Genomic DNA, 13,420 nt, shown 5'->3' with positions numbered 1-13,420 from the left:
CTCGGGGAGAGGGGCTGGGTGCCGGAGTTAGTGCCCAAATGCGCTTATCGGCCGCCGGAAGGGGGGCTAGGGGCCGGAGTTAGTGCTCAAATGTACTTAACTGCCGCGGGCGGGGCCGGGGAATAGGGTTGCGGAGTCGGAGCTTCGAGTGTGGGTCTGCGGAGTCGGAGCTCTGGGAGTCGGAGCCGCAGGCGGGGGTATGGAGAGCCGGAGTTGGTGAGGGCACCAGGGAGTCGGCGTTCGTGCCAGGAAGCGCTGCTTGTAATTGGCGGTAACCTCCGATATGGTGAAGTTAGGATTTCTATCATGCATTTCGACCATGTCGGAGAAAGGTTGCTGAAACAGATGAAGTTGATCGCGCTCGTAGGCAGCTTGCGGCGGGAATCCGTAAATCGCAGGTTGGCGTTGACTATGAAGGAGAGATACCGCGGCAAGTTCGAGCTGGAAATCGCGGATATCGGCAGCTTGCCGTACTACGACCAGGACGTCGAGGATAATCCGCCGTCTTCCGTTCTGGCGCTCAAGGATAAGATCTCGAATGCGGACGGCGTGCTGATCGTGACGCCGGAGTACAATTGGTCCGTGCCCGGGGTGCTGAAGAATGCGCTGGATTGGCTATCTCGCGGAGACAGGGTGCTGATCGGCAAGCCGGTGTTGACGGCAGGCGCGAGCCCCGGCATGTACGGCACGCTGCGCGGCCAGCTGCATCTGAGGGAGATTCTGACGAGCCCGGGCATTCAGGCCGTAACGCTGCCTCCGGCCGGCAACGAGATCGCGATCGCGCAGGCTTCGCAGAAGTTCGGCGAAGGCGAGATCGGCTTGGTCGACGAGCGCACGCTGAACCATATGGACGTCGTCGTCGACCGCTTCCTCGGGTTAATCGGCAAGCACTAAGATCCCCTCAATTAAACGCCCAAATGCCGCTATCCGGCGCTTGGGCGTTTTCGTGTTTAGCCTGTCCGCTCTCCGGGTAAAAGCGACTAAATTATCTGTTTGGAACTTTTCCAAGAATTAGGTAAAAAGGAGATCGACGCATGAGAAAAGTTTTGATTGTCGGGGGCCAGATGGAAAACAAAGGCGCCCAAGCGATGACGTTTACGGTCGTGAACGAGATCAAGATGCGCTATCCCGACAAGGAGCTCGTGCTCGTATGCCCGGACGAAGACCGCAACTACGCGTTCCAGCTGGTGAAGATGGGGAAAAAGATGAAAATCGAGCTGCTCGGCGGCGTTTACACGCTCATCGGCAAGATGATCCCCAACGACGAGCGCGTCAGCGTGACCAAGGCGCAGATGAAGCAAATTTTGAAGGAAACCGACCTGATCGTCGACATCAGCGGCTTCGCGTTATCCTCGCAATTCAGCATCCGCCATACAATCAACTATCTGGCCAACATCCGGCTCGCGCGTCAGAACAAGATTCCCATGGTGCTGCTGTCGCAATCGTTCGGACCGTTCGAATACGGCGGCATTTACAAATACGTCATTCCTCCGATGATCAAAAAGTACATCCGCTATCCTAAATACGTCTATGCGCGGGAGCAGGAGGGAGCGGAATACCTCGGCAAGTACACGAGCGGCAACCTCCGCCGATCCGTCGATATCGTCCTGCAGGGCGCCAACCCCTATAATTTGTCTCATCTGTTCCGGGACGGCCTTTACGTGAAGAGCGAGCCGCTGCAGGTGAAGCCGAACGCGGTCGGCATCGTGCCTAACGTCAAGACGATGAAGTACGGCACGAGGCAGGCGATGCTGGCGATGTACGAGCGGATGACGAACCACCTGCTCGAGCGCGGCAAAAACGTCTATCTCTTCCGCCATTCCACGGAGGATCTGGTCATCTGCCAGGAGATCAAGCGCAGATTTGCGGACGACGATCGCGTCGTGCTGCTGGAGGAGGAATACGACTGCATCGCGATCCACGACGTGCTCGTTCAGTTCGAGTTTCTCGTCGCTTCGCGGTACCACTCGATCGTGCATGCATACAAGAACGGCATTCCCGTCGTGGCGCTCGGCTGGGCGACCAAGTACCGGGAGCTGCTCGGCAGGTTCGGCCAGGGAGATTATGTGTTCGACGTTCGCGACGGCGCGCATATCGAGGCCAACATGATCGCGAAGCTCGACGCCATGATCGCGAACCGGGACGCCGAGGCTGCCAAGATCGACGGCACGCTGCGGGAGATTCATAGGGAAAGCATTTTCTCGGAGGCGTTCGCTCTGTAGGAGGAGCGCGCATGTGCAAGGCCGCGCAAAAGAACAGACCGGCGAGCCGCCGGTCTGTTCTTATACATGGATTAGGGATGGCGTAAGCTTACTTCAGCTCCAGCTCGACGACCGTGCCGCGCTTGTCCGGCAGCGGGTAGGTGTAGTGCTCAGGACGCGCGAAGTTGAAGAAGGCATCGGATTCGAACAGCGCCGCGTTCCAGGGACGGGATACCGGCAGCTCCGACCCGTCCGCGAGCAGCCGCGCGCGTTTGATGCGCCCGGCGAGCCCGGCCAGGTTGATCGCGCCTACGCTCTCTTCGAAGACATGCGCGTACAGCGTGTTCCCTTTTTGCGTATAACGCCCCCAATCTGGCTTGGGCAGCTCCGCCTGTCCGCAGCCGTAGATGCTGTCGCCGTTCAGCGCCAACCAGTCGCCCACCTCGGCCAAAATGTCGAGCGACTGCCGAGGGATACGCCCGCGCGCATCGGGACCCACGTTGAGCAGCAGGTTGCCGTTTTTACTGACGCACTCCACTAGCTTGCGGATGACGATGGTCGGGCTCTTGTAGTTGGTGTCCGACGCGACGTATCCCCAGTTGTTATTGAGCGTCACGCAGGCTTCCCACGGAATCGGTTCACCCTCTTCGTCGGTCACGCCGGACGGCGGAATGATCTGCTCGGGCGACGCGAAGTCGCCGGCATATGCGAGCGGCTCTTTCGTATAAATGCTGCCGCCGCCTTCGCCGCCCGCTTCCAGACGGTTGTCGATGACGATGTGCGGCTGCAGCGACCGCATCATGCCGATCAGCTCCGAAGCGCGCCATTTCTCGCCCGCCATGATGTCGTAGGAGAAGTCGAACCACATGACGTCCAGCTTGCCGTAATTCGTCAGCAGCTCGCGGACTTGTCCGTGCATATAGTCGAGGTAGCGCCCGAACGTCTCCGGATCGCGCTTGTACGCTTCATTGTCGCGCATCGGGTGATAGAGGTCGCCGTAGGCCGGATAGTCCTCGTGGTGCCAGTCGATCAGCGAATAGTAGAGCCCGACCTTGAGGCCTTCCGCGCGGAACGCCTCGAGGAACTCCGCCACGAGGTCGCGCCCGGCTTTTGTCTTGGTGGATTTGTAATCCGTCAGCTTGCTGTCGAACAGGCAGAAGCCGTCGTGATGCTTGGCCGTCAGTACCGCATACTTCATGCCGGCCTGCCGCGCGGCGCGCGCCCAAGCCTTCGGATCGTAATCTACGGGATTGAATTCGTCGAAGTAAGCCTGGTAATCTTCTACCGAAGTACGCTCGACGTTGCGGACCCACTCGCCGCGCGCCGGAATCGCATAAAGCCCCCAATGAATGAACATGCCGAACCTGTCCTCCAAAAACCAGCGCGTCCGTTCCTGCCGATCCAGCCATTCCTGATTATGCGCCATCGCCCAGACATCCTCCGTTATAATAGAGTTTGAGTAAGTAAGAGATCGTTTCTTCTGCCTTGCCAGCCCAGTTTAACAGCAACGGGCGCGGCAGGGGAGGGATGCGGTTAAGGCGTGAGGGGATACGATTAACCTCGTTCGTGGAATGCTGCCATATCAACGGGAAAGCGCAGGGGAATACGATGGGCGAACGAACGGCCGGAATCGGCGCGCTGGACGACATCTTGTCTCAACTCCGGGTCGACGTGATCGAGGCGCACTATACGCAATGCAGTCCGGTATGGCGGGAGATCGATTATGTCCCCGCCCACAATAAGCTCTACTACATCTGCGAAGGCGAGGGCTGGCTGCGCATCGGCGACCGGGAATTCCGGCCGATGCCGGGTGAACTGGTATTAATGCCGGCCAATGTGCTTCAATCGTTTTCGGCGATCGAGGGGCGCAGGCCCTATCTCAAATATTGGTGCCACTTCAACGCGGACCTGGGGGACGCGGGGCTGTTTTCATGGCTCGACGTACCGTACAGGCTGGAGGTGGACGCGGATCGGCGGGAGGAAGTGATCGCGCGGTTCGAAGGGCTGGTGGCGTGCGCTTCCGAACGCGGGATCGGCGCCAGACTCCGCGAGAAGGCGAATCTGCTGGAGCTGCTCGCGCCGATCGCGGAGCGGGCCGCGCTCAGCAGGAACGGGGGGACGGCCGAGGACGCGGAGCGGATCATGCTGATCATGCGGTACGTCGAGACGCATCTGGGGGACGAGCTGACGCTGGACGGACTGGCCGACTTCCTGCATCTGCACCCGAACTATCTCGTCAAATACTTCAACCAGCGCTTCGGCATGCCGCCGATCCGGTACGTCAACCGCAAGCGCATGGAGCGGGCCCGCCTTCTGCTGCGCACGACCGACAGCAGCATCAAGGAGATCGCGGCGGCCGTCGGATATCCGGATACGAACCACTTTGCCAAGGCGTTCCGCCGCGAGACGAGCGCGAGCCCCTCGGCGTACCGGGCGGCGGGCGGAGGGGCAGGCGAGGGGTGATCCGGAACAAGGTGGGCGTTATTGAAAGCCTGATTGCAATCGCTTTTTTCTGTCAAGAAACCTATTTCTTGATCCGACGAGAAGCAGCGCTAATCGAATGGCGATCACCGAGAAGCTGGCCATTCCATCCCAGAACATGTACTGCGACGGGGAATAGTTTGAAATCTCGCGGTAGGCTCTGGACACAATGTATAGGAACGCCGGAAACGTGAAATAAACAAATAGAAAGAGCAGGATGCCGATCCCGAATACGTAGATCAAGCTGAACCAAATCGAAGCCGTTTTTTCGGTTTTCGGCAATTCGCCCCATTTACGCCGATTCTCGTTTCTTTTTTCTTTTCTCGCTGCCATGCTTTTTAGGAACAGCAATCCATTCTGATAGAGGTTCGCTGAATTCGTTGCGTTGATTAGAACGAAATAAACGTCCGTTCTCAAGAAGAACATGAACTGACCTAGAATACCTGTAATTAACAGGAACGCCACCAACCTGGATATCGATACCAAAACGGGATTTTCCGAAAACGTCAACTGAACCAATAAACAGACAAGAATGAGGGAAACATCCAACGCCATGCCCGCAAGATAAGGGAAGTACCGCTCTTTTTTGGGTTTCGACCATAGCCCGGTCATTTTCGTTTCGGCTACCACGAAGATGAATCTGCGGGATAGGCGAATCGTCGCTTGAATACCCTTGCTATAACTGCATAAATAGTGTGCCATTTCGTGGAGAAAGATTAGAAAATAGGTCATGCATATGACGACGAAAGCATTCATTCCAACGGCCGGCAAAACAAACGCGTCCTTGTAATACGGGAGCAGACCTGGTTTAACCGCGAACAAAAAAAGGACGGCTATGAAATTGAACATAAACCATTTCGCCGTCCATGGATTGAAAAAAAACTTTGAAATCCGGACCTTCCGTTCGTGCGACGAGGAGGGGGGCGCATCCGCCACGAGGACGAGACCGTCTATGCTTTTGACGAAACCTATCGCTAAAAGCTTGGAGAAGAAGTCGAATACATCCACGTCGACATCATGCTCCCGCTTCAATTTCGTTCTAATCTCGTCGATGGACCTCATTCCATCGGCATTGTTCACGGCAAAAACGGCGGCTTCGGGCACGCGAATAAACTTCGGGATGTTCGGATCCCCGATCGTGTATTCGTTCCCTTCCTTCTGAATAGATAAGTGACTCAAGCATACGTTGGAATCAATGGACAGCTTTACTTCCATCCGGCGATGCCGCTCCTTTACGAGATTCGCTCTATCTCTGATTCATTAAAGATTTTAAAGTCATTAGATCAGGCGGCTCAGGCGAATTGATAGAATGGCTGCCGCAGCTCGGACACTCGGGGAGCCTAGGCACGTCATGATGGCTAAGCTCGGTGTCGTGAAGGCGAATTCTCGTATAGGATTTTGGGAAGAGCGGACTGTGTTTCGCGATGTACTTTGCGATTTCGGATCCGACCAGCGATGTTAGCAGGGCAATATTCGGAGCAAAGGCAGGATTGATTTGAGGCGTATATACCCCGTCGATGACATCGTTTACGAACGAAAGCGTACTTTCGTTGGACCGCAAGGCAGTGAGCCAAAAGCAATCCGCGCAACCCGTCCGATAGGGAAGGACGCGATGAATGAACGCGGATCCATGTCTTAAACCGGCAAAAAACAAAGGTTTGTTTTCTAAAAGGCAGGCTGTATTCACGTATCTGGAGCCATAAAGCAGCGGCCAGTCGATGGCCCCTACGACGACATCGGCCTCCCGAACGATATTCATGATGGATTTCGCGGAATCGACTTTCTGATTTCGCGTTTCGACGACGGTATCGCTATTGATCATGAGCAGCCGTTCTTTGGCCGCTTCGGCCTTCAGTCTGCCGACGTCGCCTTCCGTATAGAGCATTTGTCGATTTAAGTTTCCGAGCTCCACGACGTCGTAGTCGATTCCGATGATTCTGCCTATTCCCATCGACGCGAGCCACGCAGCGATCACGCTGCCGCCTCCAAGACCAAGAACGGCCACGGTTGCGGATTTTAATCTGCTTTGAAACGTGAATCGACTCTCGGTTTCGGTTTCATACAGCGAGAAATAGCTTAAATTGTTTTTATACCTTAGCAGCTCGCGTTCATTAAAAACGTTCTTGTCTTTGTCGGGATCCAGGCATTCCAACAGCCGGAAATCGAGTATCTTGCGAATCCCTGATTCGACTTCCGAATCGGATATGGATAGAATTCGGGACAGGTCCTCTTTACGATGGGTACCGTCAAGCAATCTTAGAAACGAGAACACTTTACCATTTGGATCGGGAATTTCGATAGGTCCGTATTCCGTCGGAATTCGAATGGTGACGTTCTGATAGGTCATTGCCCGACAATATTGATCCTTTAGCTTGTAAATCGGGGTCACCTCCTTAATTTAGAAGAAGGCCTTTAAAAGAAGGCCGTACACAATGTATGTACGACCTTCCATGTAATATTAAATGAAATGGCCGTCTCCTTCGATAACATCGGTCGTCTTAGTCGCCGTTGGCGCAAGCTCTTCCACTTCGCGGATTTCGATCGTCATTCGTCCCACCTCCTTCCTATGCCATCCATGCCTTGATGACGCCCGGCATTTCTCTTCAATCTTCACACGAAAGGCCTTGACGCACTAGTGAGTAAATAACTAATTAATGTAATAAATGGTCATATATAGAATCGTGACAAGTCATGACCGGGTTGGCCCGGAAAATAAAAAGCCCTTCCGATCTCCTATGGGGAGTCGAAAGGGCTGAAAAGCATGTTTACGCGTTACAAGCGCTGCGCGATCGCGGAACGGGCAGCCCGGCAGGCGCCGAGATGGCCCTCCAGCCGGCCGATCAGGTCGTCGAGCCCGTCCAGCAGCGCCTCCGGTTCGACGGAGGTGGCTGCCTGCAGCTCCGCGGACAGCGCGTCCGGCGCGGGCAGCGCCGCAAGCAGCTCGCGCAGCGTGGCCATCGTCCGCGCGCCGGCCGCCGCCGCAGCCGATGCTGCCGCAGTCCGAGCCGCGTCGGCCTGCCCGGTCGCCGCCGCTCCCGGCCCCGGCTGCGCGCCTGGAGCGGCCTGCGCCGTCGCGGCTACGGCCTGCGCAGCCGCGCCAGCCGTCTCGGCAGCATGGCGCAGCATGGCGGCGGCTGCCGCTTCCGAGGCCTCCGCCTTGCGCCGCTGCGCCTCGCCGCGCTCCGCTTCCTTGCGTTCGGCTTCGGCCTCCGCCTTGCGCCGCTCGGCGTCCGCGGCCGCGCGCGCCCGCTCCTTGCGGCTCGCCTCGTAGGCGGACCAAGTGTCCAGCAAGCCAGGCCCGTCCTTGTACAGCAGCTGGCTCTTGGTGCGCTCCGAGATCGAGGCGTCCTTGAACAGCTTGGCGATCCGCTTCACGTCGATGACCGCCATCTCGTCCTTGGCCATGGTGAGCGCGAGCGGATCGCGGTATTCCATCGGCAGGTCCTTGAGCGGGAGCAGCTGGTCCTCGGTGAGCGTGCCCTTGCGGATATCGGTACCGCTGACGACGAGCTTCTTGACCGCGGGTCCGAACTTGAGCAGCTCGCACTTGTTCTTGATATAAGCTTCCGGCTTGCCGAGCTTGGCGGCCAGGAACTTCACCGAGCTGGCGAACTTCGGATCGTTCAGCAGCTTGTCGAACGCCTCGCCTTCCTCGATGGGGGTGAAGCCTTCGCGCGTCAGGTTTTCGGCTACCTGCTCGAGGTAAATCTCCGTCTCGTCCGTCGCCTCCGACACGATCGCGGGGATCGTATCGCGGCCGAGCTTGGAGCAGGCCAGGTATCGGCGATTGCCGTAGATGATCTTGTAGCGGCCGCCTTCGGCCTTGCGTACCTTGATCGGCGACAGCAGGCCGATCTCTCCGATGCTGTTCACCAGCTCCTGCAGCGATTCCTCGCCGAACCGGTAGCGGGGCTGATCCTTGTCCTCGTCGATCAGATTCATGGGCAATTCAATAATTTGCATGCGGCATAATCTCCTGTACGGTTAATGGACGCCGCGCGGGCGCCATCTGCTTATCTCTCTATTATAGTACAGGTTGTATCCGATAGGAACGCACGCTCGCCAACGTTCTGCGGGTAAAACCTTTCTACGCGGAAAAGAAGCCGCGAGCGCCGAAGCGTCGCAGCCTCTTTTCTACAAATACGCCTTAAGGCGCAGCGATCTGTTCCGCACCCTGCGCGTCAACCGTGAACGTATGGTTGGTCGCGGCTTCTTCGATGTCTGCGTATGCCCAGTGGGCGGCTGGAACGTCGGCGAAGGTGAGCGCGGTGGACCCGTTCAGCGGCCCGCGGTCGAACAGTCGGTTCAGCACCTTAACGGCTTCGGCCCGCGTCAGCTTCTGATCCGGCTTGAACGTCTGGCCAGCATAGCCTGTCATGATGCCTTGCGCCGAAACATAGGAGATGGCGTCCGCAGCCCAGTGGCCGGCCGGCACGTCTCCGTAGCCTGCGGTGCTCTCCGGAATGCCGGTGACCTGCGAAGGCGTCGGTCCCTTTTGGAGCCAACGAGCGGCGATCGCCGCCATCTGCGCCCGCGTGACGGCGCCTTCCGGATCGAACGTATCCTCCGTGATGCCGCCCATAATCCCTGCGGATTTTGCCTTCAGAATCTCGTCATGCGCCCAGTGCCCGGCACGGACGTCCGAACCGGCCGTCTTGTCTGCCGGTACCGTCGTGTCCGGCAGGTTGCGCGCCAGCATGGCCGCCATCTGGCCGCGCGTCACGAACGCTTCAGGACGGAAGTCCTTGCCGAATCCGTTGATATAAGGCGTATGCGCGGACGGCGTTTGGTTTTGGGCGTCGTTCAAGCCGTCCAGATACACCAGCGCGAAGGTGCTGAATTTTTTAACCGTGAACTGAATGCCCGTTACATTGTTGACCGTAACGACCTTGCCCTGAATCAGTTCCTTGGTGCCGTCGCTATGCTCGGCATAGACGCCGAGGTGGCTCAGGATGCGGTTCCGTTCCGTTGTATCGGCGGGGAGGCCATCCTTCAGCGGCATGAAGAGCACCGCTTCCTTGCTTTGCAGATTCGTCTCGATCTCCATCGGACGACCGTAAATTTTAATCGACTCGTCTTGCACGTATTCCTTAATCGCCGTCTCCTGCTTGGCCCTCGTCTCGATCTGTACGCGCCCGTCCTCGGACTTCACCGGCACGAGGCGGAAGTACAGATCCTGGCCGAAGCCCGAGAGGGAGGCGACCGGGATCGTCACGACGCCGTCCGCGGTCGACAGTTCGAGGTTCATCTGCGCATTGTTGATCTGTGTCAGGGCAGCTTGCGGAATATTAACCGAGACCTCCGAAACCTTGTCTCCGGAATCGGGGAGAACGATGCGAACCGTGCTGCCGCTTTGCGCCTTTGCCTTATCTACGGCTTCCTTGGCGATGTCGCCCGACAGCGTCACGGTGTCCGTCACTTTGCCGGACGCATCGGTCGTGCGGGTGACCGGCGTGCGTGCCAGGCCTGTACCGTTGCTGCCTTGCACGTCGACATACAGCGTTTCGGTGTTGTTGTTCATCGGCGGAATATAGACGTACGACTGCGTGAAGGAGACGCTGGCCGTTTTTCCCGCGGACATATTGCCGCTCGCCTTGACGCGTACGAGGACGGTGACGGTGCCGGAGAATACCGGCGCGTGGTCAGGATCGTAAGCCGTCCAGGTCGCACCGTTGTCGGTCGAATACTCCAGTTCCGCAGTGGCGCCGATGAGCTTGTCCGCGTCATCGTCCGCCGTGACGGCAGGCGCAGCCGGCATGAAGAACTCGTCGAAGGCATCCTGAACGGACTTCAGGTCGGCATAGCCGCCTTCGGGGCGCTTGTCGAGCATCCAGTCGCTGAGCGCTGCAAGCGTCTCTTCCGGAAATTCCGGATCGTTGATCTTCGACAGATCCAGATTCCATTCCTCGATTTCAGGGTGTTCCTGTTGGATAGCCTCGGCCATCATCTGAATTTCCCGGAAACGTTTCAATGCATCGGACATTTGCGTCGTCGTCGAAGCGCTGTTTACGCCCGGATAATTCCCGATTGACATGAGCAGGACCGCGAAAAGCCCTCCTGCCACGTTATCAACCTCTTGACCCTCTTGCGGTACCGGCAGGGAGGTTAGCGCCAAATAAATAGAATAGGCATAAATTGATTTCTCTAAAGGCGTTAACGCGGTGTAGGCGCCGGCCAGCTGGGCAAACATCTCGGCTCCCTCGATCTCGGGGAACACGGTGTCGAAGTTAGCCACGTGTTCGAACACGGCATCGATCGTGGCGGTGACAGTCGGCAGACTCCGGTCGTCCAACAAGACGATCGGGCGCGCCACCAGGTCCGAGATGTATTGAACTTGCTCGACGTTCTTATACGTAAAGTGTTTCACTTCAGTAGGGTTATTGTCGGGGCCGCCGAAGCTGATGCTGATGATGGACTTGGCCCAAGACAGCTTCACGGCTGTGCTCCAACCCTCGAATCCTTCGGGCAGCTTCAGGCCGAGCTCCGGATTAATGAGCGCTTCCAGCGCTTCCTGTTCATTCTGTGCATCATTGACGGCACGAAGCGGGCTGAAGAAGCTGTCGAATGCGCTTTGAATGGCGGCGATACTGGCGTAGCCGCCTTCCGGACGCTGGTCGATTAGCCATTGGGCAAGCGTCAACCAATTTTGTATCGTCGTTTCGTCCGCTTCCAGGTCACCCCCCAGCACCTTTACGGCTTTATCGAAGTCGAGCCCCATAGCCGCTACCGGAGCGTCCGGATAAGCCTCTTGGAAGCTGGAGAGGTCATCCGCGTATTGGAGTAAGCTCATGAGAACATAGAGCATATCCTCATCGGACTCCGGCTGGCTAAACTCCGGTACTTGACCCTCCGACTCGAAGATCATCATTGCGATCATGAAGGGCGAGCGAGGTTCTTCGACACCGCTCTTGACGTATTCGTTCTGAACGTAAATATCAAATATCTGCCGGTCGGCCGGCGATAACGCCGCGATCCGATCGATCGATTCCTGCATGTAGCCGACATCCTCGGAGTTCGGGAATAACGCAGCCAAGTTTGACGATAGCGCGATGACCTGATTAATTTTGCCGCTAATACCGGCTACGCTGACGTCTTCGCGAGACGCATATAATGCGCCGAGGAGATTCAGCACGTATTGGATCTGCGCTACCGTCTCATATTTATTTTGGTCGTTCGGCTGAATGAAGGACTTGATGGCCATCGCGGCATCGGTCTTGTCTGCCGCGCTCCAAGCATTGAAATGGTCCGGCAGGGTTAGATCCTCCGCTTGCGTAAGCGCTGCCAATAAATTCTCTTCATTGGCTGCATTATTGACTTCGGTTACCGTGGAGGACTGGGCGGCGCTGGCGCGCCCCAAGGTGCCCAAGCCGCCCAATAACGGTTGCAGCAAGAGCAGGGCGACGAGCAGTCTGGCGACGGATCGGACGACTGTACGTTTCATTTCTCAGTTCCCTTCTGGGTTGGATTTTTAATCTCATTAAACGTTAAACGCTAGAAAAACTTGTTAAACACCCTAAATAACAAAACAATAGAGAAAATGATCTCAAATAATTAACGCCGTACCATTAAAAAAGCCCTGCCCGAAGGCAGAGCCTGTAAAAAATACATCTCAGCGCGTCTAATCCCGCTTGTCGTCCTTGGCTTGCATCTCCGCGAGCAGCGCGTCGAGCCGGTCCAGGCGCTCCTCCCACGATGCGCGGAAGGCGGAGAGCCACTGATCCATCTCCTGCAGCGGCTCCGGCCGCAGCTTGTAGATGCGCCGGTTGGCGACCGGCTCCGACTCGACCAGCCCTGCGTCGCTGAGCACGCGCAGATGCTTGGACGCCTGCGGCTGGCCCAGCGCCAGCCGGTCTGCGATGTCGCCCACCGAGAGCGGACCGTCCCGCAGCAGCTCCACCATGCCGAGACGGTGCGGCTCGGCGAGCGCGCCGAACGTAGCCGTATTCATTGTGCGATCCTCCTAGCCTATTGCGCTTGCGCCGGCATGTCCGGGATCGGTCAGCCCCGCAGCATCGCGGGCAGCACGTCTTGCTCGAGATTGTCCAGCGCCATCGCGGTTCCCTCGCTCATTCCCATCTTAAGCGTTTCCTGAAGTTCTTCGGCCGTAGGCAGGCTGAAGCTCAGCGTAAGCGTCGTTCGCCCATTCCCCGCGTCGGCGAACTCCACAGTAACCTCTTGCATCGGAATCTCGTCCGTCCGGTTAGCCTGCTCATCCGCGAAGGTGATGTTATACGATACGCGCTCCAGCGGCCGGATCTCCTCGTAGATTCCCAGCACCCACTGCGTGTGGCCTTCGGGAGAGCGCATGCAATAGTGCCATCGTCCGCCGGGCTTGAGGTCGATCCGGCAGACCGGGATCGTATAGGGCTTGGGCGCCCACCACTTCGACAGCAACTCGGGGTTCACGAACGCTTCATAGACCATCTCCTTGGGGGCTTGGAAAACGCGCTCTATGACGAACGTCCGATCGATGACGCGAGTGACCTGCTGCCTGGCCTCATTTTGATCCATATCGAGTGCCTCCTCTATCCTGAATAGCTATAATATATCCAATTGGATATATATCTGTCAAGGCATGAATGAGCATGTCGCTTGTTTCTTCCGTCCCGCGCCGCATGACTCGGGTCGCGAGAAGTCATGACCGGCATGACAAAAGCGATGACGGCTGTTCACTAGTGGGATCGGCCGCTAAAACTTACGCTAGTAATAGCCATTATCGCCAAATAAGGAGAATGATC

10 protein-coding genes are annotated in these 13,420 nt (G+C 57.3%); 3 read left to right on the top strand and 7 right to left on the bottom strand.

The window, feature by feature from the left end; all coding sequences use genetic code 11:
* Window positions 1–306 precede the first annotated feature (306 nt).
* Window positions 307–894, top strand: a complete 588-nt coding sequence (locus tag PQG80_RS20430) for an NADPH-dependent FMN reductase (RefSeq protein WP_432432785.1) — start codon at window positions 307–309, stop codon at window positions 892–894.
* 140 nt (window positions 895–1,034) lie between these two features.
* Window positions 1,035–2,222, top strand: coding sequence for a polysaccharide pyruvyl transferase family protein (locus PQG80_RS20425; RefSeq protein ID WP_271753378.1), 1,188 nt, complete (start codon window positions 1,035–1,037; stop codon window positions 2,220–2,222).
* An 88-nt stretch (window positions 2,223–2,310) separates the two neighbouring features.
* Here the strand turns inward: PQG80_RS20425 and PQG80_RS20420 are convergent, their stop codons facing one another.
* Window positions 2,311–3,627, bottom strand: coding sequence for an alpha-L-fucosidase (locus PQG80_RS20420; protein WP_271753376.1), 1,317 nt, complete (start codon window positions 3,625–3,627; stop codon window positions 2,311–2,313).
* Between the two features lie 182 nt (window positions 3,628–3,809).
* On the opposite strand from PQG80_RS20420, the gene PQG80_RS20415 reads away from it, so the two are divergent.
* Complete coding sequence (locus PQG80_RS20415) at window positions 3,810–4,664, top strand: helix-turn-helix transcriptional regulator (protein WP_271753375.1); 855 nt, start codon at window positions 3,810–3,812, stop codon at window positions 4,662–4,664.
* Window positions 4,665–4,682: 18 nt separating this feature from the next.
* Here the strand turns inward: PQG80_RS20415 and PQG80_RS20410 are convergent, their stop codons facing one another.
* The 6 genes from PQG80_RS20410 to PQG80_RS20385 form a co-directional block, all read right to left on the bottom strand.
* Window positions 4,683–5,897, bottom strand: coding sequence for a hypothetical protein (locus tag PQG80_RS20410; protein WP_271753374.1), 1,215 nt, complete (start codon window positions 5,895–5,897; stop codon window positions 4,683–4,685).
* Between the two features lie 31 nt (window positions 5,898–5,928).
* On the bottom strand, window positions 5,929–7,029 hold the full coding sequence (locus PQG80_RS20405; RefSeq protein WP_271753372.1) for a HesA/MoeB/ThiF family protein: 1,101 nt from the start codon (window positions 7,027–7,029) through the stop codon (window positions 5,929–5,931).
* 425 nt (window positions 7,030–7,454) lie between these two features.
* Window positions 7,455–8,645 carry a ParB/RepB/Spo0J family partition protein gene (locus PQG80_RS20400; protein ID WP_271753371.1) on the bottom strand — a complete coding sequence of 397 codons (1,191 nt, stop codon included), beginning with the start codon at window positions 8,643–8,645 and terminating at the stop codon, window positions 7,455–7,457.
* Between the two features lie 184 nt (window positions 8,646–8,829).
* Window positions 8,830–12,123, bottom strand: coding sequence for a DUF4073 domain-containing protein (locus tag PQG80_RS20395; protein WP_271753370.1), 3,294 nt, complete (start codon window positions 12,121–12,123; stop codon window positions 8,830–8,832).
* Window positions 12,124–12,300: 177 nt separating this feature from the next.
* The gene (locus tag PQG80_RS20390) at window positions 12,301–12,630 is read right to left on the bottom strand and encodes an ArsR/SmtB family transcription factor (protein WP_271753369.1); all 330 of its coding nucleotides are present in this window, start codon (window positions 12,628–12,630) and stop codon (window positions 12,301–12,303) included.
* Between the two features lie 50 nt (window positions 12,631–12,680).
* A complete protein-coding gene (locus PQG80_RS20385) occupies window positions 12,681–13,193 on the bottom strand; it encodes an SRPBCC family protein (RefSeq protein ID WP_271753367.1) in 513 nt (170 codons plus the stop codon).
* Window positions 13,194–13,420: the final 227 nt, after the last annotated feature.

It is taken from the genome of Cohnella rhizoplanae (assembly GCF_948329515.1).
Taxonomy (GTDB): Bacteria; Bacillota; Bacilli; order Paenibacillales; family Paenibacillaceae; genus Cohnella; species Cohnella rhizoplanae.
The sequence above is the reverse complement of the archived record's forward strand: the minus strand, read 5'-3'. Positions and strand labels throughout refer to the sequence as shown.